The 25,535-nt window shown below is 38.3% G+C and carries 32 protein-coding genes; 19 read left to right on the forward strand and 13 right to left on the reverse strand.

All coding sequences use genetic code 11. The annotated features are described in order from the left end of the window. Positions 1-76: 76 nt before the first annotated feature. Positions 77-1,213 carry a 1-acyl-sn-glycerol-3-phosphate acyltransferase gene (locus tag ACP3T3_RS08010; RefSeq protein ID WP_426479381.1) on the forward strand — a complete coding sequence of 379 codons (1,137 nt, stop codon included), beginning with the start codon at positions 77-79 and terminating at the stop codon, positions 1,211-1,213. Between the two features lie 138 nt (positions 1,214-1,351). Then, the gene (locus ACP3T3_RS08015) at positions 1,352-1,897 is read left to right on the forward strand and encodes a hypothetical protein (protein ID WP_426479382.1); all 546 of its coding nucleotides are present in this window, start codon (positions 1,352-1,354) and stop codon (positions 1,895-1,897) included. 7 nt (positions 1,898-1,904) lie between these two features. On the opposite strand, the gene ACP3T3_RS08020 is transcribed toward ACP3T3_RS08015, so the two are convergent. The 3 genes from ACP3T3_RS08020 to ACP3T3_RS08030 all read right to left on the reverse strand — a co-directional run bounded on the left by ACP3T3_RS08020 (position 1,905) and on the right by ACP3T3_RS08030 (position 4,592). Beyond that, the gene (locus ACP3T3_RS08020) at positions 1,905-2,333 is read right to left on the reverse strand and encodes a DUF3592 domain-containing protein (protein WP_426479383.1); all 429 of its coding nucleotides are present in this window, start codon (positions 2,331-2,333) and stop codon (positions 1,905-1,907) included. 111 nt (positions 2,334-2,444) lie between these two features. Continuing rightward, positions 2,445-3,932 carry a serine hydrolase gene (locus ACP3T3_RS08025; RefSeq protein WP_426479384.1) on the reverse strand — a complete coding sequence of 496 codons (1,488 nt, stop codon included), beginning with the start codon at positions 3,930-3,932 and terminating at the stop codon, positions 2,445-2,447. An 87-nt stretch (positions 3,933-4,019) separates the two neighbouring features. After that, positions 4,020-4,592: a helix-turn-helix domain-containing protein gene (locus ACP3T3_RS08030; protein WP_426479385.1), complete on the reverse strand. Its 573-nt coding sequence runs from the start codon at positions 4,590-4,592 to the stop codon at positions 4,020-4,022. Between the two features lie 178 nt (positions 4,593-4,770). Between ACP3T3_RS08030 and ACP3T3_RS08035 the strand changes: the two genes are divergently transcribed. Continuing rightward, on the forward strand, positions 4,771-5,649 hold the full coding sequence (locus tag ACP3T3_RS08035) for a CPBP family glutamic-type intramembrane protease (protein ID WP_426479386.1): 879 nt from the start codon (positions 4,771-4,773) through the stop codon (positions 5,647-5,649). Positions 5,650-5,732: 83 nt separating this feature from the next. On the opposite strand, the gene ACP3T3_RS08040 is transcribed toward ACP3T3_RS08035, so the two are convergent. Further along, entirely contained in the window at positions 5,733-7,166 is a 1,434-nt protein-coding gene (locus ACP3T3_RS08040) for a hypothetical protein (protein ID WP_426479387.1), read from the reverse strand. Positions 7,167-7,615: 449 nt separating this feature from the next. Between ACP3T3_RS08040 and ACP3T3_RS08045 the strand changes: the two genes are divergently transcribed. From ACP3T3_RS08045 to ACP3T3_RS08095, 11 genes are all read left to right on the forward strand, one after another. Next, the gene (locus ACP3T3_RS08045; RefSeq protein WP_047433885.1) at positions 7,616-7,831 is read left to right on the forward strand and encodes a RebB family R body protein; all 216 of its coding nucleotides are present in this window, start codon (positions 7,616-7,618) and stop codon (positions 7,829-7,831) included. Between the two features lie 17 nt (positions 7,832-7,848). Continuing rightward, entirely contained in the window at positions 7,849-8,364 is a 516-nt protein-coding gene (locus tag ACP3T3_RS08050) for a hypothetical protein (RefSeq protein ID WP_426479388.1), read from the forward strand. 38 nt (positions 8,365-8,402) lie between these two features. After that, complete coding sequence (locus tag ACP3T3_RS08055) at positions 8,403-8,591, forward strand: hypothetical protein (protein ID WP_426479389.1); 189 nt, start codon at positions 8,403-8,405, stop codon at positions 8,589-8,591. Continuing rightward, the gene (locus tag ACP3T3_RS08060; RefSeq protein WP_426479390.1) at positions 8,588-9,418 is read left to right on the forward strand and encodes a hypothetical protein; all 831 of its coding nucleotides are present in this window, start codon (positions 8,588-8,590) and stop codon (positions 9,416-9,418) included. The genes ACP3T3_RS08055 and ACP3T3_RS08060 overlap by 4 nt, the downstream gene beginning before the upstream one ends. A gap of 33 nt (positions 9,419-9,451) precedes the next feature. After that, positions 9,452-9,835 (forward strand): hypothetical protein, encoded by a 384-nt coding sequence (locus ACP3T3_RS08065; protein ID WP_426479391.1) that lies wholly within the window; start codon positions 9,452-9,454, stop codon positions 9,833-9,835. 22 nt (positions 9,836-9,857) lie between these two features. Continuing rightward, positions 9,858-10,085 carry a hypothetical protein gene (locus ACP3T3_RS08070; protein ID WP_426479392.1) on the forward strand — a complete coding sequence of 76 codons (228 nt, stop codon included), beginning with the start codon at positions 9,858-9,860 and terminating at the stop codon, positions 10,083-10,085. A gap of 461 nt (positions 10,086-10,546) precedes the next feature. After that, positions 10,547-10,804, forward strand: a complete 258-nt coding sequence (locus ACP3T3_RS08075) for a RebB family R body protein (protein WP_047378383.1) — start codon at positions 10,547-10,549, stop codon at positions 10,802-10,804. 84 nt (positions 10,805-10,888) lie between these two features. After that, positions 10,889-11,146: a RebB family R body protein gene (locus tag ACP3T3_RS08080; RefSeq protein ID WP_426479393.1), complete on the forward strand. Its 258-nt coding sequence runs from the start codon at positions 10,889-10,891 to the stop codon at positions 11,144-11,146. Between the two features lie 81 nt (positions 11,147-11,227). Further along, entirely contained in the window at positions 11,228-11,485 is a 258-nt protein-coding gene (locus ACP3T3_RS08085) for a RebB family R body protein (protein WP_047378385.1), read from the forward strand. Between the two features lie 86 nt (positions 11,486-11,571). Then, positions 11,572-11,829, forward strand: coding sequence for a RebB family R body protein (locus tag ACP3T3_RS08090; RefSeq protein WP_103232200.1), 258 nt, complete (start codon positions 11,572-11,574; stop codon positions 11,827-11,829). Between the two features lie 84 nt (positions 11,830-11,913). Further along, on the forward strand, positions 11,914-12,177 hold the full coding sequence (locus ACP3T3_RS08095) for a RebB family R body protein (RefSeq protein ID WP_047378387.1): 264 nt from the start codon (positions 11,914-11,916) through the stop codon (positions 12,175-12,177). A 68-nt stretch (positions 12,178-12,245) separates the two neighbouring features. Here ACP3T3_RS08095 and ACP3T3_RS08100 read toward each other — a convergent pair whose 3' ends face one another. The 4 genes from ACP3T3_RS08100 to ACP3T3_RS08115 form a co-directional block, all read right to left on the reverse strand. Then, positions 12,246-12,926 (reverse strand): response regulator, encoded by a 681-nt coding sequence (locus ACP3T3_RS08100; RefSeq protein WP_426479394.1) that lies wholly within the window; start codon positions 12,924-12,926, stop codon positions 12,246-12,248. A gap of 8 nt (positions 12,927-12,934) precedes the next feature. Further along, positions 12,935-13,504: a sensor histidine kinase gene (locus ACP3T3_RS08105; protein ID WP_426479395.1), complete on the reverse strand. Its 570-nt coding sequence runs from the start codon at positions 13,502-13,504 to the stop codon at positions 12,935-12,937. Between the two features lie 149 nt (positions 13,505-13,653). After that, positions 13,654-14,298: a hypothetical protein gene (locus tag ACP3T3_RS08110; RefSeq protein ID WP_426479396.1), complete on the reverse strand. Its 645-nt coding sequence runs from the start codon at positions 14,296-14,298 to the stop codon at positions 13,654-13,656. Further along, entirely contained in the window at positions 14,285-14,998 is a 714-nt protein-coding gene (locus ACP3T3_RS08115) for a hypothetical protein (protein WP_426479397.1), read from the reverse strand. The genes ACP3T3_RS08110 and ACP3T3_RS08115 overlap by 14 nt, the downstream gene beginning before the upstream one ends. Before the next feature lie 205 nt (positions 14,999-15,203). Here ACP3T3_RS08115 and ACP3T3_RS08120 point away from each other — a divergent pair, with 205 nt between their 5' ends. The 3 genes from ACP3T3_RS08120 (at position 15,204) to ACP3T3_RS08130 (ending at position 17,689) form a co-directional block, all read left to right on the forward strand. Beyond that, positions 15,204-15,839, forward strand: a complete 636-nt coding sequence (locus ACP3T3_RS08120) for a LysE family translocator (RefSeq protein WP_426479398.1) — start codon at positions 15,204-15,206, stop codon at positions 15,837-15,839. Positions 15,840-16,013: 174 nt separating this feature from the next. Next, positions 16,014-16,877, forward strand: a complete 864-nt coding sequence (locus ACP3T3_RS08125; RefSeq protein WP_426479399.1) for a helix-turn-helix domain-containing protein — start codon at positions 16,014-16,016, stop codon at positions 16,875-16,877. Positions 16,878-16,966: 89 nt separating this feature from the next. Beyond that, complete coding sequence (locus ACP3T3_RS08130; protein WP_426479400.1) at positions 16,967-17,689, forward strand: siderophore-interacting protein; 723 nt, start codon at positions 16,967-16,969, stop codon at positions 17,687-17,689. Positions 17,690-17,785: 96 nt separating this feature from the next. Here the strand turns inward: ACP3T3_RS08130 and ACP3T3_RS08135 are convergent, their stop codons facing one another. The 4 genes from ACP3T3_RS08135 to ACP3T3_RS08150 all read right to left on the reverse strand — a co-directional run bounded on the left by ACP3T3_RS08135 (position 17,786) and on the right by ACP3T3_RS08150 (position 22,345). Then, entirely contained in the window at positions 17,786-18,364 is a 579-nt protein-coding gene (locus ACP3T3_RS08135) for an NAD(P)H-dependent oxidoreductase (RefSeq protein WP_426479401.1), read from the reverse strand. Next, the gene (locus ACP3T3_RS08140; protein WP_426479402.1) at positions 18,361-19,383 is read right to left on the reverse strand and encodes a saccharopine dehydrogenase; all 1,023 of its coding nucleotides are present in this window, start codon (positions 19,381-19,383) and stop codon (positions 18,361-18,363) included. Before ACP3T3_RS08140 ends, ACP3T3_RS08135 begins: the two co-directional genes overlap by 4 nt. Before the next feature lie 53 nt (positions 19,384-19,436). Continuing rightward, on the reverse strand, positions 19,437-20,003 hold the full coding sequence (locus tag ACP3T3_RS08145) for a Crp/Fnr family transcriptional regulator (RefSeq protein ID WP_426479953.1): 567 nt from the start codon (positions 20,001-20,003) through the stop codon (positions 19,437-19,439). A 572-nt stretch (positions 20,004-20,575) separates the two neighbouring features. Further along, positions 20,576-22,345 carry an aminopeptidase P family protein gene (locus ACP3T3_RS08150; protein WP_426479403.1) on the reverse strand — a complete coding sequence of 590 codons (1,770 nt, stop codon included), beginning with the start codon at positions 22,343-22,345 and terminating at the stop codon, positions 20,576-20,578. Positions 22,346-22,697: 352 nt separating this feature from the next. Between ACP3T3_RS08150 and ACP3T3_RS08155 the strand changes: the two genes are divergently transcribed. Beyond that, positions 22,698-23,135 carry a DUF6526 family protein gene (locus ACP3T3_RS08155; protein ID WP_426479404.1) on the forward strand — a complete coding sequence of 146 codons (438 nt, stop codon included), beginning with the start codon at positions 22,698-22,700 and terminating at the stop codon, positions 23,133-23,135. A gap of 196 nt (positions 23,136-23,331) precedes the next feature. Next, entirely contained in the window at positions 23,332-24,438 is a 1,107-nt protein-coding gene (locus tag ACP3T3_RS08160) for a DNA topoisomerase IB (protein WP_426479405.1), read from the forward strand. Between the two features lie 124 nt (positions 24,439-24,562). Here the strand turns inward: ACP3T3_RS08160 and ACP3T3_RS08165 are convergent, their stop codons facing one another. After that, the gene (locus ACP3T3_RS08165) at positions 24,563-25,453 is read right to left on the reverse strand and encodes a helix-turn-helix domain-containing protein (RefSeq protein WP_426479406.1); all 891 of its coding nucleotides are present in this window, start codon (positions 25,451-25,453) and stop codon (positions 24,563-24,565) included. Positions 25,454-25,535: the final 82 nt, after the last annotated feature.

Genomic DNA, 25,535 nt, shown 5'->3' on the forward strand with positions numbered 1-25,535 from the left:
ACTTTAACACCCATTATACCCTATCCCCCAATAAATTTTCGTTCTTTTGCAAAAAGTTTAATTTTTACCTAACCGCATGTCGAAGTTTGATGAAATCCGGTATTTCTATGATCAGGAAGTGAATGAGAGATTACAGAGCATAGCCCGTGATCCCATGATGAAAGCACTGATGAATTTTACTTTTCCTGATACAGATGAGCAGGTTTGGCTGGAACAGTTTAAAAATGTTCATTCCATCAGTGATTTTCAGCATCAGTTTGTGGCGTATGCTGTTCGCCAGATCCTGGCAAAAAGCTCTGACGGCTTAACAACTTCCGGTTTTGATAAGCTGGATAAAAATACGCCTTACCTTTTCATCTCGAACCACAGGGATATTGTCCTGGACACTTCACTGCTTAATCTGGTTTTGCTGGAAGGCGGTTATATTATGACTGCTTCCGCCATCGGAGATAATCTTGTCCGCAAAAATTTCCTGAACGTACTGGCAAAACTGAACCGGAATTTTCTGGTACAAAGAGGCCTGCCGCTTCGTGAACAGCTCACAAGCTCACAGACGATGTCTGAATACATCAAAGAACAGCTGCATCAGGAAAACCGTTCGGTATGGATTGCCCAGCGTGAAGGCCGCACCAAAGACGGCAACGATTCTACCCAGCAAGGGGTTTTGAAAATGCTTGCTATGGCAGCCGGAGGACAGTCGCTGACGGATTATTTTAAAACATTAAAGATCGTTCCGGTTTCCATTTCCTACGAGTACGATCCTACGGATTCCCTAAAGATGCCCCAGCTCCTTGCCCAGCACAGGGATGAGGAATACATTAAAGGTAAAAATGAAGATTTCACCAACATCCTCAGCGGAATTCTGGGACAAAAGAAACGTATTCACCTGCATGCCGGAGATAACATAGATACAGAACTGGATGAAATAGCAGCCACCCTTGACAATAAAAACAAACAGCTGCAGGCCATTGCACAGGTGATAGACCGTTCCATTATCTGCAATTATAAGCTTTGGCCTACCAAATACATCGCTTACGATCTGCTTCACCATACCAATACATATGCTTCCGAATATACGGAACAGGAAAAACAGTTATTTGTCCGCAGACTTGAAATGCGTATTGATCCTTCTGATCCGGTTTCCAGGGAGTGTTTCCTGACTATGTATGCCAATCCGCTGGTCAATAAGCTGAAAGCTGAAGAAGGTTTTTAAGGGTAAATTCTTGCCAGCCTTTTCAACCGTAAATTTCCGGGATTGACTTAAATTGACTTAAAATTCATTAGTTATTTTTAGAAAACAGATGATTTTTTTTCCAGAAAGAGTATATTCGTATGTGAAAAATCTGACAAAATGAAAAAAATACTATGTATCGCTTCTGCTGTATTGGTTCTCAACTCATGCGTGGTAAGAACCGCGACAAAAGTAGTATCCGGAGCTGTAAACTTAGGGTATAAGGCTGTGAAAGGAACCGTTAACGGGATCAGCTGGGCCGTAAGCAAGGCAAAAGGAAAAATTGATGAAGACCGCCTGGACGGAACCTGGAAAGTAGCAGGAGTTTATCATGGATCTTTTGAGGATTTTTCTAAAGATCAGAATCCGGATGCCTCATTTACTTCAGAGTGTACGGAAGGCTTTGACCAGATGATTTTCAAGGCTAAAAAGTCTAAATTCAAACCGGTACACTGCAGTTCACAGGATGAAGATTGGGTGAAATATTCTATGGAATTCGGGAAGAATCCTTCCACAAAAGAAAAGGAGAATTATATAGAGTACAATTCCGGCAATTATATTTCTGTGATTGATGTCAACAGTAAAACAATGGTTCTGGAAGGTAATCTGATGCCCAAATTCGCATTTTCCGGCGCTAAGTTATATCTTCTGGAAAAGGTAAAATAAAATTCAATTATTTCAAAAACTGCTCCGCAATAAAATAGCCTCCGCCAACAACCAGTAATGGCAGCGCTATTGAGATCAGTATTAAAGGCCAGGCAAAAATTCTGAAATAAGTATATAAGGTTACAGAAGAAGGATCATCCGGATCATAAATAACGGTCTCCGTCTCCCCTACTGCCCAGGCTGAAGGATTGGTACCTTCCGGCAGTTCATAGGTATATTCAATATTATTCCGGGTACGGAAAGTAAAGAGAGGACTAAATACTTCTCCGTCCGATTCAAACACCCGTAGAGAGGTAACGGTAGCTGTTGCTTTTTCTGCATTTTTTAAGAAAAAAAGGGTGTTTTTAAGGCTCAGCAATGCTGCCACAAACAGAATTACTCCTGCTCCAAGGATGATATAATATTGCCACATCGTTTTGTTTTTATTTCCGTTCATAACCTTTCATCCTGAAAAGAGATCTTTCGACTATCTCATTTATTTCCAGATTGATGCCCTAAATATACAAAGATTTATCATTTCATCATTAAAGCCTGAAAAAGTCTGTTTTTATTTACTTTCTATATCAACTATTTTCTGCCCTTCTTTGCCCAGATAATAAAGCACCAGCTTTTCATATACTTTATAACCGTCATCAACATTAGTGAAAATAATAATCCCTTTCCCGGATTCCGGCACTACTAAAGCAATACATCTTGTTCCCTGATCTGCCCCGCCATGGGATAATGCATATTCGCCATTGCCCAGGTCGTAGATTTCAAGACCCAGCCCAAAATATTTATTTTCTTTAACCTTCACCTGTTTTTTGGTCATCTCCCGGAATATTTCAGGCTTCAGGCCTTCTCCTTTCATAATGCTGACCATAAAATTTCCGTAATCTTCTACCGTAGTATGCAGATCATCGGCAGCATTAGCTGTTTTAATTTTCTCTATTGGATAAGCAACTCCTTTTTCATTGTAACCCGTTACAAATCTTGACTCATCCAGGTTCTGATCCCAGATATAATTTGTATTGCTCATTTTGAAAGGTTTAAAAATTAATTCTGTGGCAAGTTTATCAAGGGTTTTTCCGAACTTTTTTTCCAGTGCTTTTCGTAAATATTCAAAACCTTCTCCTGAGTATTGGTATTTTGTACCGGGATCAAACTGAAAGTTCAGTTTTTTATCCGTATTCATCCATCTCCAGTTGGGAAAGCCGGTTTGATGGCTCAGAATAATCCTTGTTGTCAGTTTTTGGTGTCTCAGATCATTGATGATGTCAGGATCTGTCCAGTAAGTATCTAAAGGTTCATCCAGCTTCCATTTTCCAAGACTCACCAAACGCATGGCTACCATTGCAGTAACAGGTTTGGTGAGAGAGGCTACATTAAAATAAGCATTAAGTGGAGCAGAAACTCCTTTTTTAGTATCTCCAAAAACTTTTACCTGCTGTAGCTTTCCCCCTTCGATAATTCCTAATCCCAGGACAGGAATATTATTTTCTTTAAGCCAGCTTTGCATCGACTGATCGTTATCAAACATGGTTTCGCTATCAGTGGTTTGCTTCGGATGGTGGTTAAAACTCAATGAATTCTTAAGTTTCCACTCTGCATTTTCCAGTATCCAAAGGTGGGTAAACTTTGCTTCCCCGACTAATTTCTCAGCCTGATCTCCTGCTTTTTCATAAAACAGATGATCTCCATTCTGAATGGCAGCATATATTTTTCCATCTTTATACATGGGATAAATCTCAGTACTTTTCTCCACCAGAATTCTTTTTAACTGATAGGTTTCCGGAGATTTGCACAATCCGTTTTTAAAATCAATGATGAATTTTTCTTTATTCTCAAAACCACCTTTATCGTGATAAAATTCAAATGTATCACTTAACATGCTTTCCATCTTTCCAACATTGCAGGTATTGTAGCCTGCAGAAAAAAACAGACTGTCTTTGGACATAATGGTTTTGTAAAGCGGATCTGTATTTTTGATTTGTGCCTGTGCTATGCTAAAGAATAGGGAGCAAAATGAAAGGATAATCTGTGAAGACTTTGTCATTATTATTTTTTTGACAAAGATTATCATTCCATCAGATTTTTTATTAAAAATGAACCCGACAAAAACCCGACAAAGCCCTGACAGGCTTTATAGCATGCTGAATTTCAACCTGAAAAACAATTTTTTATTCCGGTCTATCTCGGCTGCATTGCGGAGGATGATAAATACATTGGAAAGGACAATAAGGATCATAAGGATCAGGGTAAACTGTTTTCCGAGCTTTAAAAAGATGCCGAGCATAAATGTGATAGGGGCCATCACCGTCCAGATCATCTGAACTGAAATAATCTGTCTTGCCAGACTGTTCCTCTGCTTCATGCTATGCATCAGGATTAGCGGAACAAAGATATTTAAAGGGGGTAAAAGGGTAAAGATGAGTGATGAAAGATTAATGATCTTGATATAAGAATAATTAATTGGCATTTCCCTTTCTTCAGCACTTATTTCAGCCTCATCATTTTCTGAAATTACCTGTGGTGGATCTTGCAGCAATTCAAATTCTTCTATTTCCAAACTCTGCGCCAGGGCTTTTAGGGTATATCCTTTCGGTTCTGTCCCGGCTTCTATCCTTTGAATGGTTCTTACAGAAATCTTTGATTTTTCTGATAATTCTTCCTGAGTCAGATTTTTTTGTTCTCTTATGGCTTTTAGCTTGGACATTGTTTAAGGTATTCGAAAAAAAATGTTTTGGCTAATTTACAGTTTTCCATTATTAAAAAACAAAAGAGCACTTTTTAAAATTCAGGAAGAGATCAAAATAATTCTTTGTATAAAAAATAAGTGTATTTTTAATATTCTATTTTTCAACAGTTTATAAACTTCAACACCAGACCAGTTTATGGAAAATACCATCTCCAAATCCGAAATCAGGAAGAATATTGCCACTTACCTGAGTCTTACCCTGCTTTTCTGCCTTCCGGTTTATTATATGTGCATCGTTACCGGAAAACTCGGGGGCGGAATAATCTCTTATGCCACTATTGTCATGTGGTGTCCCGCTATTGCTGCACTTCTTACCTGCCGTATCCGGAAAATTCCTATTTCTTCCCTCGGCTGGAAATGGGGATTGACGAAATATCAGATGATGGCTTACTGCATTCCTCTTCTTTACAGTTTGATTCCTTACCTCATCATCTGGATCAGTGGAGCCGGAGGTTTTTATAATCATGAATTTGTAGCAGAAGCTGGCAAAGGAATGGGCTGGAATCTTCCTGATGGTCTGACGATCATTCTGTATATAATTCTGATGGGCAGCTTTGGGATGGTACGCTCTGTAGGATCTGCGTTGGGTGAGGAAATAGGCTGGCGCGGTCTTCTTACTCCGCAATTGGCTAAAATCAACTCTTATACAGTGACTTCTCTTTGGATGGGCGTCATATGGTCTATCTATCATTATCCTCTTTTACTTTTTTCCAATTACAATACCGGAGGTCCCAAATGGCTGGCTCTTTTATGCTTTACGATGATGATATTTGCATCTTGTTTCATCTTTACATGGCTCAGGTTAAAATCCGGAAGTTTATGGACAGGTGCTATCTTACATGCCAGTCATAACTTGTTTATCCAGTCTATTTTTACACCGCTTACTGTAGATACGGGGAATACGAATTATTATATTGATGAGTTTGGGATCGCTTTACCTATCGCGACAGCTGTTGTTGCTTATTTCTTCTGGAGAAAAAGAAAAGAATTGCCGGAAGATGAAAGTAAGGTTTAAAGCTTTTTTATACTTTAATTAAACAAAAAAACAGAATTCTGAATTATCTCAGAATGCTGTTTTTTGGAGTATCATATGTTTATTTAACCTGTTTTTTCAGAGCTTTCCAATAGTCTTTCATAACTTTTATTTCGTTGCCCGATAATCCGTTGATAAACTGTTTCTCTTTCTATCCAGTCTGAAGGTTGTAAATAGCTGAGAATAGTATTCATATCATGTTCGCTAAACCCTTCTGAAAAACTTTCTTTGCCTTTTTTAGGAATGGGAGTCGGAGGAATTTGATCTTTACGGGAAGGAGCCATTTCAGGGCCTGCATATCTTTTCTTTTTAGTCTCACCCTCATCCTCTATTGCTTTTATTTCTTTTTCAAGTTTTTCTACATCCAGATCGCCTGATCTCTCATAACTATCTTTCAATCTTTGAATGCTGTCCTGAGTTTCTCTGTTTATTTCCTGAATCTGATACTGAATAAATTTACCGGATCTTGTAGGAGGTTCTGCCAATACAAGTCTTTCATATCCGGTTGCTGTACCCCTTAGTGCTGTTTCACCACTTCCCGTTTCAAACCAGCTTGTCATTCTGTCTCCACTTTCACTTCCCTTTTCTTCCATATACCGCACCTGATATTCCAGCATAGCCATTACTTCCAGATTACCGCTTCTGAAGCCAAGATGTTTTACATTCTTAAAGTGTGTATCAAAATATTCATAAAGCTTAAACTGCCCCATACGGGTGTTTCCTCCCCATGCTTTCAGCGCGGGAGAGTTTCCTTTCCAGAATTCTGTAATGTTGAATACTTTTCTGGATTGATAGTGTGCATTAATTTCATTTGCCGTTTCATCATATTTCTTTGCTCTTTCTTTCACATATCCTTTGTCTCCGGTAATGATAACGGCATCAAACATGTCGGCCACTCTGTGTACAATCTGCTTGATTCCCCAATAACTGGTGTCATGTTCTATATGAATATCACCCCCCTTTCCGCTGAAACGGGACCATAAAATCAGTAGATTATTTCCACTTGTGGGTATGCCTTGTTCTTCCAGCCATATTTTTATTGCATCATCCTGGCTTCCGTTGATGTCCCATGCAATTCTTAGCTGATTTCTCATTTCCTCAGAGAAATTTTTGGCGATGTACTGGGTTCCCTCTCCCACGGGTTTATAATAATTTTCGAGTATTACTTTTCTCGATATGCCATAGGGCTGTAAAAGGTTGAAAACTCTTTTTTTCAATTGACTTGCCAGCCCGGGAGCTCTCACTTCATTCACATTATGAGTAAGTATTCTTCGTTCTTCTATCCCTGAGCTCTTGTAGAATTCTATAATGGATTGGCTGTTGTCATACGGATCTCTCACATTTCCATATTCATCCATTGTTGTAGATATCAATACACGGTATTGTTGATTGTTGATCAATGTTGCAGCGATAGCAAACATATCTCCTGTTGCATAGCCCGGCTGCACAATTATAATGGGAATTACCGCTTCCGGATTTGTATTGTTCTGATTATTCATATAATGATTTTAAAGGTTAGAATAGGTTATCAGACAAATTTCCAGGTAAAGCAGTGGCTGGTATAGAGGGGATTTACCCATTTTCAGAAACTAGGGGTTTACCCGTATTTACGGATGATACATTCGGGATTCGAGTGTTTGGGTGTTTGAGTGTTTGAGTGTTTGAGTGTTTGAGTGTTTATCAAGTTAAACCTATAGAATTGTTTTTGGGGTTATCATTTTTAAAATTCGATTCATTGTTTCAAAATTTCACTCATAGGAGAATTCCCTTATTTTTTAAAATTCCGTTTTTTCCCTTAATGAAGATTTATTTCGTTTGATGAAATTTGTATCAGACAAAAGAGATCAACAATCTCACAGTGAAGACTTAATCAAAAAATAACATAAAGGTTGAGTTGAAAGAAAAGTCTTTGAAAATAAAAACAATAGTAACCCATTAAAACCAGAATATGGCAGATACAGTAAACACCCAGACTACAGATGCAGTAACGCAGACTAACGTTACCGTACTTGGTGAGTCTCCCGCACAGGCTATGAGTATGCTTTACCAGATGGCCACGCATGCCAGTGGAATTTCCATTCAGAATTCTGTGACAAACCAGCAGAACTTGAACCAGCTCAACCCTGCGATTGTTGCAGATGCCATTAAAATTTTAAAAGGATAATCTAAAACCTTCCCATCATGAGTGAAAACAACAGTGAAACCCAACAATCCCAGGCAGCCAATGCTACCACTCCGGCGGAGAAAGCTGTAGTATTTGTGAACAGTGAGGTACTGGCCCCACCTAAGGCTTCCCCAATGACCGGAGTAACGAAAGTGATGATAGAACAATCTACAGGAATGATGGTTCAGGATTTACAGTCTTTTTTAAAAGGATTCGAGCAGGTAGGTCTTATCGCATTAAGCAGACTGGCCAATAATTTACTAACCTATGGAACGACTTTCGGACCCGCTCCGGGAAGTAAAGAAATCTCTGTTCAGATGGCGGAGAATCTTCAGGGCCAGGATGCAGGAAAAGGCAATGAAATGATGAAAGACTTATTCAAAATGGTAAGTGAATATGCTGAAGTAAAAGCTAAGATTTCCAATACTATTTATAATGTCAACACGCTTCCTGTCTCAGAAGTACCTCCTTCTCCCCCATCCTATACGGAAGTAATTCCTGAGACTGAAGATCCTGAAAAAAAAAACGAGTAGATCCGGTTCCGGAAGAAGTCTCATCAGAAAACGAAGGTATGAGAAAGAGCTTTATCACGGCTGACCATGGGGGAAAATTAGTATTAAAGTCAGTAAAACTGGCACAGCCACTCGTAAAACCAGAGATTAAAGAAGCAGTAATCCCTTCAGGAGAATCTGAAGTACACCCAAAGAGAAAAACAATAATCGTCCAACTCATTGAAAAAATTAAAATAAATAAGAGATGAATTATTCCTCAGTAACCAAACCCGCCAAAATTTTAAATCTGGAAAGTTTAAATGATTTAAATGAAAGATTGTATCTGATCAAAAACAGTGAAATCAATTATCTGGACACCAAAAGTGCAGAACCTAAAAAGACGGAACACAATTCGGAACGTTTTGTATTTAATCTTCAGACCTCTGATATTAATATTCAGCCCTCGATAAGACTGGTGAACTGCCTCAACAGAGGAGGAAAAAGATACAATCACTTTCAGTCTTTTGTAGTGGAACCTAAAGATAAATCCACGGGAATTGCCGTGATCATGGTCAAGCTGGATGATCCAAAAGTTTTTTACTGTAATGTAAGAATCCTGCCTCTTACCTCTCTGAACGAAATTGCCGTCCCGGATTATGACTCAAAACTTCTTACAATTAATCTTGAAAAATCGAAATGGACGCTGAAGACAGATATTACGATTACTCCGTCAGACACCGGGGAAGCCCAATATTCTGTACATGATGTGGATGTAAGTGCCATTTCTGAACTGGTCACTCAGGATGAAATAGTCGCATTGAAAAGGGAACTGGAATTTCAGGCTTCCAAGCTGATTGCTCATTATTTTCAGGAAATCCTGAGTATTGTTGTGAATGAAACACCTCCATCCGGCAGCAAATCGCTTATCATTCCGGATGATTATATCCTTACTCTTCCTCCACATCAGCTAAAGGAAATGCTGTCTGCCAGTGCTATTTCCGCTTGTATTGCTTTGGAGATTACGGGATATAACGTGGTTAAAGATCTCAACCGCGACTGGAAATCTGCAGCTGCATTTATCAATTATCTGCTGTAATAAATATATGTTCTTACCTCATAAAAATAACTTATGCGCAGAAGAATCCGTAAGAAAGCTCCCGCACCAAAACCTCCGGTGCCTGTAACAGAACCAGAAATGGTAGAAAAAGAAATCATGCCTTTTGTGTTAAGACATGAAGATGAAATCGTGAACTATATCAAAGAAAAAGCTGTTAAAGAGACGATGAAGTCACTTGCTCCTCTCCTGGAAAAGCTGGAAGAAGCTGTAAAACAGCAGGAATCTGTACAAACACAGCCTGCAGCAACATATCCCCCTGAAACTCCTGTGATGAACTATGAAGAACAGCTGAAAAAGCTTCAGGAAGCCTCATCAGCAAAGGTAAAGGAGAAAGAGCTCAAGATCATGGACCGAATGAATAAGCTGAATGCCAGGTTCGGCAATATCCGACCATAGAACCATAAAAGCAAAAATTAATATGAACGAAATTGATGTAATCATTACAGGAATGTCTACCGCTGTGCCTCAGGCTATTTCCACACAGGTAAGTGCCCATTCTACCGGACAAATGCAGATCAATTCTGCATTGAATCAACAACGGAATACGATGACCGGCATCAGCAACTATGTCATGGGTTTAAAAAAGATGAGTCCAAAAAATATAAAGCTCAGGCAACTCGAGACATTTAAAAAAGAACGTTTTTAACCCAAGTCTCTAAAAACTACGGATGCGGTTTATTTCCCTGCAAAGATGAAAGCTGGTGCCCTCAATATAATACAATCAGGTCAACATTTATTTTGCACTTTCTTTCAGATGCCGTCCATGTACAAAAGCAATTATTCAGAATCCATATAGCCCAAAGGAATCCGACATTGCCGGCATACCTGCAGCAGGAATTTATTTTTAAGACAGATATTAAAAATAGAAACCGCATCCTTTTACCAAAAAAATATGCTTTAAACTCGCGCAGATTTTACAGATAGGGTTTCAACCATTGTATTCAGAGCCACCCTTCAAGTCTAATTTATTCATAACCTGTCAATACCAATGCCTTTGAAATCTATTCATCTGGAGGATCTGTGGTGAGTTTAAAAAATACAACATAAAACTAGTTTACCTTAAATAATTATTAACCGAGATCAGATCTCAAAAAAACAATTACAATTATGCCAGTTAATGAACAAATCACAGACGCAGTAACGCAATCTAACGTGAAAGTAGTAGGAGAATCTCCTGCAATGGCTCTTGCCAACGTGTATCAATCTGCTGCACATTCTACAGGAATTATGTTTGAAAATGCAGTGAATGCACAAAACCAGCAGAACATTTTAGGTCAGGCAGCAACCACTCAGGGTATTCTGCAGATCTACAGCCTGGATACGGTAGCAGATGCGGTTTCTATCGCTAAGATTCTTAAGCCGTAATTTTTTAAAACTTTTTTGAGAAAAAAGTCATTCTCTCAGCCGGATAATCCGGTCGTTTTTTAACCTTAATAAACAATAATCATTATGCCAGTTAACGAACAAATCACAGATGCAGTAACGCAGTCGAACGTAAAAGTAGTAGCAGAATCGCCTGCAATGGCTTTAGCTAACGTATATCAAACAGCTGCACATTCTACAGGAATTATGTTTGAAAATGCGATGAACAACCAAAATCAGCACAACATCGTGACACAAGCAGCGACTACGCAGGGTATCACTCAAATCTACAGCAAAGATACCATAGCGGATGCCATCTCAATTGCTAAAATTCTTAAACCTTAATCCATTTTGCATACCGCAGAATACAACCCATTTTAAAGCCGGAACACCCGGTTATTTTAACCCAAATAAACAATAATCATTATGCCAGTAAACGAAAAAATCACAGACGCAGTAACACAATCCAACGTAAAAGTAGTAGCAGAATCTCCTGCAATGGCTTTAGCTAACGTGTATCAATCTGCTGCACATTCTACAGGAATCATGTTTGAAAATGCAGTGAATACACAAAACCAACAGAATATTGTCTCCCAAGCAGCTACTACACAGGGTATCACTCAGATCTACAGTCTGGATACCATTGCTGATGCTGTTTCTATGGCGAAAATCCTTAATCCGTAATCCATTTTTGCGAACAGCTTACATTCCTTAATCCGAACAACCGGAAAATCCGGTTGTTTTTTAAACCCAAATAAACAATAATCATTATGCCAGTAAACGAACAAATCACAGACGCAGTAACACAGTCGAACGTAAAGGTAGTTGCAGAATCTCCTGCAGTAGCTTTAAGCAATGTATATCAGACAGCAGCACATTCCACAGGAATTATGTTTGAAAATGCAGTGAGCGCACAAAACCAACAGAATGTTGTCACTCAGGCAGCTACTACACAGGGTATCGCACAGATCTACAGTCTGGATACCATTGCAGATGCTGTTTCTATGGCGAAAATCCTTAATCCGTAATCCACTTTTGCGGACCTCTTTAAAACTATTATCCAAACCACCGGAAAATCCGGTTAACCTTTAACCCAATAAACAATAATCATTATGCCAGTAAACGAACAAATCACAGACGCAGTAACGCAATCGAACGTAAAAGTAGTAGCAGAATCTCCTGCAATGGCTTTAAGTAACGTCTATCAATCTGCTGCACATTCTACAGGAATCATGTTTGAAAATGCAGTGAATGCACAAAACCAGCAAAACATTCTGGGTCAGGCAGCTACCACTCAGGGTATTCTGCAGATCTATAGCCTGGATACTGTAGCAGATGCAGTTTCTATTGCTAAAGTATTGAATCCTAAATTATAGTGTGTTTTTAGATTTCTTGTTATCAGGGAGTACAGTCATGTGCTCCCTGATTCTTTTTTGGGTAGAAACTATTTATCAAATAATACAATTTCATTAGGGTCTATCACCTTGTTTTGTACAGCGTAAATAACAAGTCCCGCCATATTTTTCACTCCGGTTTTAATCATAAGATTGGTCTTATGTGTTTCTACCGTTTTAGGTGAAATGAAAAGAGAATCTGCAATTTCCTTGGTGCTCAGCTGCTGGCAGACCAGTCTTAAAACATCTATTTCTCTCTCGGTAAGTTCATTCCTGGAAAAAGCATGAAATTCCGGGAGTTTATTGGAAAGCTGGGTTCTCATGACATCAATCTGATCATTGGAAAAATAATGTCCGGTATGGTGAACGGTTTTAATAACTGCCAACAGTTCCTCCAGTTCAATTTCTTTGGACAAAAAGGCATGGGCTCCCATTTTCAGCATCTGCCCCATGAATGAACGGCGGTAAAAGCTGGAAAGAACAATAATTTTTGTTTCTGTTTCTTTTTTGCCGAGTTCAGCCATTACTTCAAGGCCGTCACCATTCGTCATTCTCAGATCCAGAATCAGAATATCTAAAGTAATAGAATCCTGCTCCGTGAGAAACTGATGTCCGCCTGTAGAAGTAAGGACAACCTGATAGTCGCCACTATTTTCAATATAATTTTTCAAAAGCTGCACAAACAGCAGATCATCATCTACAATTCCGATTTTAATTTTTGAGTGTTCCATGTTTATTTTTATTGTATTGCCATACAGGCAATGAATTTGGTGCCTTTTTCAGGCTGGGTTTTAAGTTTATAAATGGCTTTAATTTTTTGTGCTCTTGACTGAATATTCCTCAGCCCAATACCTCCGGAATGAGTTTCTATGATAAAACCACGCCCGTTATCTTCTATGGTCAGCATCAGATAGTTCAGGGATATTCTTAACGATACGTCCACTCTCGTAGCTTCAGCATGTTTCAGAATATTGGTGATCAGTTCCTGTACGATCCTGAAAAGATTTAGCTTTACAGGACTGCTGATAGGCATTTGTATGGTGATATGCCGGAAAATTACCTCTACATTTTTATTAACCTGTTCAAGATAATCGGTCAGTAAATCTGCCAGTTCAACCTCATCAAGATCAGGTGGGGTAAGATTATGGGATAATTCCCGGATCAGCTGCATCGATTTTTTTAAATCACGATTAAGCTCTTCAGGATTTTTATCATTAAGATTCAGACGGATAAGATTCAGCTGTGAAATGATATTATCATGAAGTTCTTCTGCCAGGCGTTCCCTATCCTGTTCCTGTAAAAGCAGCATATGCTCCCAATGTTCATTTTTTGAATTCCGGACCAGCCGGGAGACTTTCTGTTTGTTTTTCCTGATGTTTTTTAAATAACTAGTAACCAATAATGTAATGAATAAAGTTGTTAAAGAAAATAGTCCAATACCGATCCATATCCATATAACTATCTGATCCTGATTTTCCCAACGCCACATCCCAGATTAATAAAAGAAATATAAAAAGACAATAGCAGGATGCCTCTGAAAAGCCAGATAGGGGCTACCCAATTCAGGTGGTTGCTGATTAAAAAATTAAAAGTAGTGGATATGAGACATTCAATAGAAAAAAACAGGAAAACAATGATGTTCACAATAAACATATCTCTATCTGTCCTGCCTTCCCTGATGATTTTCATAAAATAGGAAGCCGCATAACTACAAATAATAATGCTGGTGATAATATTGGAATAAAAGGTAACCTGCATATCATTTTGTACATACAGCACATTCGTAACCAGGGTTAATATTGCGTAACAATAGATCATCCCTTTTACCTCACGGGAAAGCTGGATATAGTAATTGCCATAGATCACCGTAAGAATTATCAAACCAAAAAACTGGCTCAATGTATAATTGTAGATATTGAATGTATTTAATTTCATGAGCCGTCCGGTCAAATCAGACAGCTCCAGCATGAATTCTCCTGAAAGAAGCACAATCACAGGAATTTTTGATTTTATCCCTTCTTTTACTAATATAATCAGCCCTGTACATAAAACGAGATTAATAATAATCTGCAGATACAGGGATAAACTGTTATACGAAAACACGGGTGCTTTGCTTCAGAAGTTGATAATCATTAAGAGTATCAATAATGGTGAAAGGAGGTCTTGGAGTAGAATAATTTTCTGCGGTCTCACTCATATGATTGATGGCAAGGCTTTTCACGGTAATAATTTCAATATGATAAGGGAAATCCGGATCTTTTTTTTCCAGATCATCTGTAAGTCCAAAGAAACTGGTACATGTCTGCGTTTCTGTAATTCCCATATTTTCATAATCTGAAAACGGTATGGAAATCAACTGAAAGATATCTTCTGTTTTCTGAGACTGCAGCCATGAAGTACCAAACATATTCCATCTGAAGTTTCGGTTAATGGCAGATTCTGCAGTAATGGGAGGAACCTCAACCACAATATCATTGCTGCTTTCTATTTTTGATTCACTAAAATCACGTAAAAAATCTTTGATAAGAATGGTACTGAAGTTGCCATCTTTATCACTTTTAGAATCAATCAGGAAAAATTTCAGCTGCCCTTCATGAATGCCCACATATGCATGAATCATTTTCGGGTCTGCGGTTTCCAGATTTCTTTTCCATTGTTCAATGTCTTCACCTGAAACGCTGAAGTGAGTTCCCTGATTCAAATAATTCAAAATTTCGGCTCCATTCCTATCAATTCCGTTTTTGTAAGAATCAATAAGATTTTTCCATTTTCTAATAGCTTCAAAGATGTTTTCAGTAGTCATGATAATATTTATTTGTGAATGATAATTATTTTATGTGTTGAAATTTACAAAAAAAACAGACTGGTATTTCTTTTTAAATCACATTCAGGTGGAAAATAAAATTTAATTGAATAAAAATGAATTTTTCTTCTGTTTCTGATAAAATTAAACCAGAAATACCCCATATCTTTGCACCGGAAACCGTCTCATTTAAATAAGTACTGTCATGATTCCATTCAACGAGCTTATATTTTTCATTCTGGCTGCACTCATTTTAGTCATCAGCCCTGGCCCCAATATGATTTATCTGATTTCAAAATCCATTACACAGGGGAAAAAGTCCGGGTTTATTTCATTAGCCGGAGTCGTATGCGGATTTTTATTCCATATCGTCATGGTTTCCTTTGGTCTTACAGCCGTCTTACTGGCTGTTCCACTCGCCTATACCGTTCTTAAAACATTGGGAACGGTTTATCTTTTATATCTGGCGTATCAGGCTATAAAACCGAAAAGCAGAAATATTTTTGACGTTGACAAAAATGCGGCTCACGACAGTCCCAAAAAGCTTTTCACCATTGGTTTTTTAACCAATGTATTGAATCCGAAAGTGGCTGTATTCTACTTGTCTTTCTTTCCTCAGTTCATCAAACCTGAGTACGGTTCCATATTCACCCAAAGCCTTGAACTTGGGATCATTCAGGTTCTGATCAGCTTCAGCATCAACTTTATCATTGTATTAACAGCTGCAAGAGTTGCGTTATTCTTTTCTAATAATCCGGTATGGATAAAAGTTCAGAAATGGTTTATGACCAGCGTGTTAACCTATTTAGCGATAAAAATGGCATTTTCAAAAGCAAAATAAAATCCGGAACAGGTTTCTTCTGTTCCGAATTGCGGTGTATATTCATATAAAATCTGACTCGAAGAAAGCATCATGGTTATGCACCGCGAATTTGAGATTAATATTCCGGATGTAAAACCGTGAAAATACGTAATTTTACTGTTGCGTATTATCCTCATCACAACAAGCTTAAAGATGAAACAGACAATTCCCACGTATGATTTAAATGGTATTACCCATCATCAGTTCCATATCAAAAGAATGGATAAGCGGACTGAAGGTGCAGAGGATATCCTTTTGGACAAAGGAATACACCGGGACAGCCATTATATTTTCACCTGTATGGAAAGCGGTCATGTAAGAATGATGGTCGATTTTAAAACAATTGAAGCCAAAGACTCCACTATTTTCTGTGTATTGCCGGGGCAGGTACATCAGGGACTTTTAATGAAAGAAGTCTGCGGATGGTTTGTCGCTGTTAAAGCAGAACTTGTTCCTGATGCCGTACGTTCTTTTTTTGATGAATCCCTGGTCGAAATACAGCCCCTGGCTATAGATAAAAGCCTGGTCAAAAAGATCAATATGACAGCAGGTATGCTTCATGACTGCTATACTCCTGCAATGCTTTCCTCCAAGGAAGGCTTTCTGATTATTCAGTCTTTGCTCAATGCATTCCTGGGAATGCTTACCCTGATTTATTCACAAAAAAACAGAGCTCCTGTTTCTAACGAGAGCAGGGCTTTACAACTGTCAAGAGCATTCAGGACTCTGGTTCGAAAAAATTTTAAAACCTTGAAAAGTCCATCCGAATATGCGGAAATTTTAAATATCACACGCGGATATTTAACGGAAACCGTTCGTGAAGCAACAGGAAAACCGGCACAGCACTGGATTCATCAGGAAATTTTAATTGAAGCCAAAAGGTTACTCGTTTTTACCAATCTGAGTGTAAAAGAAGTTGCTTATGAACTGGGATATAGCGACCACACCTACTTCAGCCGTTTGTTTTCCAAACTGGAAAACCTGTCCCCATCAGAATTCCGGAATCTTCACCAATAGACACCATCCACGAATAGTCCAATTAATTCCCCGAAACCGCTATCGGTATTTTCTGATTTTGCAACGTCCTTTGCAATAAAAAATGACTTATGCCGAGCTTACCAAAATGGATCAACGACACTGTAGAAAATGTATGGTCCTCTAAATTTAAAGACTGTACCGTTATCCATATAGAAAAAATCACCGATAGCCTGCGCCTTATACGTTTTGCAACAGATTTACAGGATGTTCCCTATGAACCTGGCTACGCCATAGGAATAAGGATCAATGACAGGGATTTCCGGAATTATTCACCTTTCAACTTCAACAGGAATGCCGGGACTTTTGATATTTTATTTCATCTTCATGACGCGTCTGCTGCCGGAAGCAATTTTGCAGCCCGGCTGACTCAGGGAGATTCTATCAAACTTTTAATGCCAAGAGGAAAACAGTTCTATGTCGCCACTGCAAAAATTCACTTTTCGGTAGGTGATGAAACCTCATTGGGAAGTTCACTGTCCATCAAAGAAGCGGTAGAGGAAAGCAATTCCCTATTCATCTGCCTTCATGAGCTGGAAGAAGTGTCTGCTCTTGAAAAGCTTAACTTATTTGGATATCACAGTCCTAAAAATAATACCATGAGAATGATCGAAGCATTGAATGATTTCCTGAGAGAAGAAAAAGAAACCATCTATGATGATGAAGTCATTTTTTATCTCACAGGAAACGGAGGAAGAATGTCTTTGATCAGAAAATTCCTTAAGGCAAGAGGAGTTTCACCCAAGTGTATAAAATCACAGGCATACTGGATTGAGGGGAAAAAGGGATTGTGAAATTAAAACAGAAGTATTTTCACTTTAATAATGATACTTTATCTGACAATAAAAATCAATTATTGCCGGATAAAGTTATCATGATATGTTGTTGGACTACTTTTGTTTCTTTCCCATTTGCTTCACTTTTCTCAGCCATTGAACCCGCTGCTCATCTTCAGAATTCCGGATGATCCCGATATAAGTCACCTTTACAGGCTTTACTCCACAGTATTCCAGGATGGATTTTCTAAGCTGATTAACGCTGGGTCTGCCAAAAAATAAACGGTAGTACCATCCCGGCTGGTCTAATGTCGTAAGAATACGGGCGGTCTTTCCTTTTAACAGTTTATCCCACCATACAGAATTTTCACGGTATTTATAAGCCATTCCCGGTAGAAAAAGACGGTCTATGAACCCTTTCATTAAGGCTGGAAATCCTCCCCACCAAACCGGGTGCACCCAAACGAGGTGATCTGCCCACTGGATTATTTCCCAGGCTTTCAACAAATCCGGTTCAAGTTCCATTCTTTTCTGGTATCCAAACTGTAAATTGGGATTGAAATTTAAATCTCTGATGACAATTTCCCTGACTTCTGCTCCCGTTTCCGCGGCTCCTAACCGGTAAGCTTCTGCAACTCCAAAATTAAAAGAATCTTTATTGGGATGGCCGTTGATAATGGCTATTTTTTTCATTGTGTGATATTGATATTGATGGAATCATAGGCATGAAGCTGCGACATTAACGATAAAGGCTCATGCAGCTGATGACTGAAATACACATTGTTTTCGTGGGGATTTCTCAGCAGTTCTTCGGTATGCAGAACGGCCGATAAAGCAGTCAGTTCCGCCTGCCCTTTCATACTTCTTAAACTCAGCTTTTTTTGACCTGTTTTATCTTTTACCACAATTTCAAACACAGCCTGATCTCCATTACCGCTGGATCCAAAAATCATTTTCCTTTCTTTTAAAGATAAAATATGATAGATTCTCAAATATTGAAAAGCACCCAGAAGCCATGTAATGAATTTTGAATTATATGTCATTTTCACACTTACACCGGGAATTCTTTCCACCTTATTAAGAATATAGAGATCAGGCACATCAAAATTATAAGCGCTCCTCTCTCCTATTCCAAAATAGAAATTATAGGTTTCTGTATTTAAAAAGTGTCTTACGGAAACGGGTTTATCATCTTGATAATGATTAAAAGGAACCGCTACATTTTCCGCCATAAAGTGGGCCGAGCTCTCGCCTGCCAGATCTTTCACAGAATAATAAACAAAAACTTTTACTTCTTCAATATCATTTGAGCCGGAAAGCGTATTAACCAGCCCAGGTACAATTCCGCCCATCCAGCCTGAACTGAAGACAACTCTGCTGTTCACATCAGATTGGGCTGCCATATCATATGCTTTTACCAAAGCCGGAGTAGGTTTCGTGATATCCAGATAATCTATTTGATGATCAATAGCAAAACGAAGTACATGATCTTCTTTATCATTTACAGAAAGAATGATGAGGTTTATTTTTTTATCAGAAATAACTTTAAAAGAGGAAGGATCTGTAACATCAATCCGCAGGTCTTTGTCCGTTTTTCCTCCTTTTCGCCCTCCAATAAAAACAGTAAGATGAGGATTTCTTGATTTCAGGATACGGGAAATTGTCTTCCCTACCAATCCGTTTCCTCCAATAATTAAAATATTTTGCTCCATAACTTTTTTTGACAAAAGTAGAGCGCTCCTGTTTCAATATGCAGGACAAATGTCTAAAAAGAAATTTCTTTTCTGATGCGGCTCAGGTGGCGTTGTGTAATCCCCAGATAAGAAGCCAGATACTGCAGGGGAATGTTCTGAATATAATCAGGATGGTTTTTTAATAATGTTTCATACCGCTGGGCTGCGCTGTCTCTTTGAAGCTGAAAAAAACGGGTTTCGAGCTCAAGATATTCCTGTTCTGCAATAATTCTTAAAAACTTCGTCCAGTTAAGACTATTCTGAACCAGCCCATCCACCGCTTCTTTTTGAAGAATAATAAGCTCTGCATTGGTAATAGCCTGCATACTTTCTTTACTGGGACATTCTGAAATAAATGATGAATAGGCCGCAATCATATGATTGGGAAACCTGAAGCAATACGTCATATCTTTCCCGTCACCGGAAGTATAGAAAGAGCGGAAAATTCCGGAGTTGATAAATGCGACTTCCCTGCATCGTTCTCCCTCCTGTACAAAATAGTCGTTTTTATTCAGCTTCCGGATTTCGAAAAGTGGCAGAAACGCTTCAATTTCGTTCTCGGAAAACAGATTAAAGCTTCGAAAATAGTCTTGTATCAGCATTTTTAAAGTAAGGTATTCTAATGAACTACGAAAATAGATAAAAAGATGGAGGCTATGTTGTTTATCAACGCAAAGTTTTAATTTTTGCAGAGTTTTAATGTAAAGAGGGCAAAGACGGAATCAATTTCATTGATTCTTTCTAAGCTCATACATATCATATAGCTTCATCAGCGACTTTGTCGAAGCCCCTTAAGAATAAGATGCTCTAATAGATTCTTTGCGTTTTTATATCAATCAAATTGAATATTTTTAACTCAAATAGATCTGGCTGATTTCACTTGAAAACAAAAAAAATCATCTCAGGACGAGATGATTACCGTTTTGAATTTACTTGAGTTATTTATGAAGATATGAATGATGTTTGTTGATACAAATATAAAGCAGCGCCGGTTTTTATCAATCAGTAAAATCCCTGTAATTATATCCGTAAAAATACGGTTGTATAAAAAAGAAAAGCCCTGCAGGAAATACCTTACAGGACTTTGGTTTATCTAACAATATTCAGTTTAATATTTAAAGTTCAAGGTTTAAAGTTATGATTATCATTTACTTTTACCTTTGAATTTTTATTAAAGAGGGCTCACCAATTGAAGGAACCATTCTTTAACTTCTCCTTCCAGATAAGGAGCCAGCTTTTCTTCACACGTTTTATGATAATCATTCAGCCATGCGATCTCGCTTTCAGAAAGGATTTCTTTTACCACAGTATCTTTGAAGAACGGGCAGAAGGTCAATGTTTCAAATTCATAGAATGTTCCGTGAATTGTTTTTTCTGCTTCTTTTACAGCGATCAGGTTTTCGTGACGGATACCGTAATGTCCTTCAAGATAGTATCCGGGTTCGTTTGAACATACCATTCCCGGAAGAAGCTCCTGAGGGTTAAGGTCTTTTCTGATGTTTTGCGGCCCTTCATGTACATTCATAAAGCTTCCTACGCCGTGTCCTGTTCCGTGGTTGAAATCTTTACCTTCCATCCATAACGGAAGTCTTGCAATGGCATCAAGGTGTACACCTTTTGTTCCTTTCGGGAATTTTACCATAGACAGACGGATCAGTCCCTGTAATACCAATGTTGAGTTTCTTTTAAACTCTTCTGAAGGTGTTCCTAATGCAAAGGTTCTTGTAATATCTGTAGTTCCTTCAAGGTACTGACCTCCCGAATCTACAAGGATTGTAGCCTCGTTGGTTACTTCTTTGCTTCCTTCTTTTTTAGCCGAATAGTGCATGATAGCACCATTATCTTTATATCCTACGATGGATCCGAAGCTTTCTCCCACAAAGTTTTCACCTTCTGCACGGAATCCTCTCAGTTTCTGACCGATAGAATATTCATTCATGGCTTCTTTTCCTGCATTGTGCGTTAACCAATAAAGGAATTTCACCATAGCCACTCCATCTCTTACCATTACTTTTCTGAAACCTTCCAGCTCGGCTTCATTTTTCTGGGCTTTCATCAGGTTACCGGGGACCGGAGCTTTAATGAATTCGTTATCTGTTTTTAAGGTTTCAAAAATCTGTTGGTTGCTGTTTGGAGAAACCAGTATTTTTTCATTTTTGAAGGTCTTCAGGTAATTGTAGAATTCTTCGTAAGGCATCATTTTCACAAAGGAATCATCCATTTGTTTTCTTGCTTCCACTTCCATTTTCTCTAATCCTGTGAAGAGGACAGCATCATTTTTAGTGATCACAATATATCCAAGGAATACAGGGTTACTGTCTACATCACTTCCTCTGAGGTTCAGTGTCCATGCCATATCATCCAGACTGGATATGATGTGTACCGTAGCTTCCTGATCTTCCATTTTCTGACGGATGGCAGCAATTTTATCGGAAACAGATTTACCGGCTCTTTCTACCGGATGTACAAAAATAGGATTAGCAGACGGCGTTCCTCTCTCTTTCCAAACTTCTTTTAAAAGCGGAACATCTGCCAGGCTGATATTTTTTGAATTAAATTTCTGAGAAAGCAGTTCCCAATTGGCATGAGAAGCTGCCAGAGCATTTACTGCCACTTTACCACCTGCGGGAATTTCTGAAATAATCCAGTCGATATAATTAGGGGTACCTTCCATACCATCTTTGAAAAGGTCGATTCCGGAGCCTTCCAGCTCAATGGCGGCCTGAGTAAAGTATCTTCCGTCTGTCCAAAGTCCGGCTTTGTCTTTGGTAATCACCACAAAACCGGCAGAACCTAAGAAACCCGACAGCCAAGCTCTCTCCTGCCATTCTTCGGGAAGGTATTCGCTCATATGCGGGTCTGCAGAATATACGATAAATGCATCAACATTATTTTTCTGCATTTCTTCACGAAGTGCAGCAACTTTTTCCTTTGAAGTCATTCTTTTCTTTTTTAACCACCGAAAGTTACGAAAAATTTAAAGTCGGAAGAGTAAATCTACCGGCTATTTTGCTTAATAATCCTTATTTTAATGGAATCTTCTTGCAAAAGATCCATAACCGGAATTTTTATATTATTTCACATCTATAGAAGATTCTATAAGGTTCTTAAAGTCTCCGCCTGTTTCCATTCTGTTTTAAGAATATTCCAAATATTGAAATAGGAAAAATATAAATTTACAGTAGAAAATATAAACACAAAAAAGGAAAAATAAACACATCTTACATACCACAAATGTCAATTTTATTATCAAAATAATAAATTTTGGAAAGATTATTGCTTCATTCTACCTTATGAAACAGCAAAACTACAATAACCACAGGAAATTTTATCCGCCACATCATTTTATTTATCTTCCTGCACTCATCCTATTGGAGATTTTTGGATTGTATAAAATCTGGGATGACCCGGGAAATCAATTGATCTGGATCCTGTTTTCTATTGTGATTTTTCTGCTTTTTTATTTAGCATTTATGACACGTCAGCATTATGCTCTGGGACTTCAAAACAGAATGGTGGTCCTTGAATTTAAGCAGCGTTATTTTGAAATCTTCAATGTAAGATCTGATGAAACGGCTGAAAAATTGACATTCGATCAGATTGCTGCACTGAGATTCACCTATGATGATGAATTCAAAGAGCTTTTATACAGGGCTTTGCATGAAAATATCTCAGGAGACGAAATTAAAAGGTCTATAAAAAACTGGAAAGCCGATAATTTAAGAATCTAACACCAAAAAATATACAGCTATGAAAAAATTAAGCTTATACAGTATTACGATATTAAGTTTGTTGACACTAACAAGTTGTGAAGCGGTAGAAACAATTTTTAAGGCCGGAATGTGGTGGGGAATTCTCCTAGTCTGTGTAATAGTAGGAATTCTTTTACTGATTTTTTCGAGGGGTAAAAACTCTTAACCATGCTTTATGGAGAAGAATACAGATTTGGAAATAATTTCTCACCTGAAACCTTCAAAAATTGTTAAAATCATGAAGGACCCGGAAGCTTCTGCAAAGGCGGTACATCTCGTATATACCACCGATGCAGAATCCGCCGGAATTACCCGTAAAAAAACAGGAAAGAAATATTCCTATTATAAAGACGGTGAAAAAATAAAGGATAAGGAAGAAATTACAAGGATCAATAAACTGGTGATTCCTCCAGCCTGGGAAAATGTATGGATCTGTGCGCTGGAAAACGGACATCTTCAGGCAACAGGCTTTGATGTTAAGAAAAGAAAACAATATCGCTATCATCCTCTTTGGAGTGCTTTAAGAAATCATACAAAATTTTACAGGATGCTTCAGTTCGGGTATGCATTACCGAACATCAGGCTTCAGGTAGAACAGGATCTTGCGCTGAGAAATTTTGAAAAACGGAAAATACTGGCTTTAATTGTAAGCCTTATGCAAAGAACCAACATCCGTATCGGCAATAATATCTACGAAAAACTATACGGCTCTTTTGGTCTGACCACCTTAAAAGGGAAGCATGTACAAGTAAAAGGGCAAAAGATTACCTTTTCTTTTAAAGGAAAGAAAGGCGTTATGCATCACGTTGATCTTAGAAGTAAAAGGCTGTCAAGGCTGGTTCAGAAATGTAAGGATATTCCGGGTAAAGAGCTTTTTCAGTATCTGGATGATGATGGAAACCGCCATTCTGTGGATTCCGGGATGGTGAATGAGTACATAAAAGAGATCAGCGGCGAAGATTTTACCGCTAAGGATTTCAGGACATGGTCCGGAACAGTAAGCGCCCTGATTGCTTTTAAAGAAATCGGGTATGCAGAAAATGACACTCAGTATAAAAAGAAAGTAAAAGAAGCCCTGGAAATTGTTGCAGAAAACCTGGGGAATACATCCGCTGTCTGCAGGAAATATTACGTTCATCCTTTAGTCATTAATCTCTACGAAAACAATACCATCAAAAAATACCTTGACGAACTGGAAGTCATCGAAGAAAATGACGGAAAAGCTGACCTTACGAAAGAAGAAAGACTGGTTCTGAAAATTCTGGAAAACGAGAGAATGTAGGAGAAGATGGAAGAATGGAAGCTGGGAGATGGAAGTTCTGAAATTCCTAAAACAACTTTTTGAATTCTCAACTTATTTTGATTAAGATACTACCATACTTCCGGCATCTCACCTCCGCCTATCATTACACAGAAATTCTGCTATTATTCAAAAACTGCGTTCTGTATTCTTTTGGAGTAACGCCTGCAATTTTTTTAAAAAGCTGGGTAAAATGGGAAGCAGTGTGAAAATTCAGCTCATAAGCTATTTCTGCAATATCTTTACTGGAATGAAGCAATGCCTTACTGTAATTGATATCAATCTCATTGATCCATTGTTTCGGAGATTTTTGGGTCACGCCCTTCACACATTTATTAAGATAGCTTTCCGTTACAGACAGCTTATCGGCATAAAATGCTACCCTTTTTTCCACCACATGATATTTAAACAAAAGATCCCGGAACTGAAGAGACAGCTCCATCGGACGCGTTGCAGATTTGTGATGGGTATCAGAGTCTGTGCTCAGCATTTTGATCAGAATAAGATGAAGCATTGTAACCACCACATCATTGATATTAAGGTTGTTCAGCCATAATTCCTGTTCCATGATCGGGAGAAGCTGGGTAATCGTTCCGTAGGTCAGGCTGTCAAGATTCAGGAAGGGAGTCATGAAGAAAATACTGCTTTTATGCTTGGGCAGTTCCTGTTCGGATAGGATATTGTTTTCATAAGCCAGGAAGAATCCTTCAATATCATCAGATAATTCAACAGTAGCAGTGATTGTTCCTTGTTTGATAAAGATCACCCCGCCTTTTTCAGCATGGTATTCTTTATTTTCAAGATATTGTCTGATATGACCATTGGTAACGAAAATAATAAAATTAAACGTTGTACGGTACGGGATCACCGGCATCAGAATGCCTTTAAGATAATTTTCTATCCGATACAGCTGTATATCAGCATTGTTGGCTAATATCCTGTCCGTAATATTCGGAAGAAAAAGTTTTTTATATTGAAAATTGGATAGCACTTCCATATCCGGTGTAATGATTATTTAAAGTTATACAAAATATTTTAAAGCAAAGGAGGCAAGCGAAAGAGTGAAAAAGCTAAAGTGT

The organism is Chryseobacterium sp. CBSDS_008 (genome assembly GCF_049959325.1).
GTDB lineage: Bacteria > Bacteroidota > Bacteroidia > Flavobacteriales > Weeksellaceae > Chryseobacterium.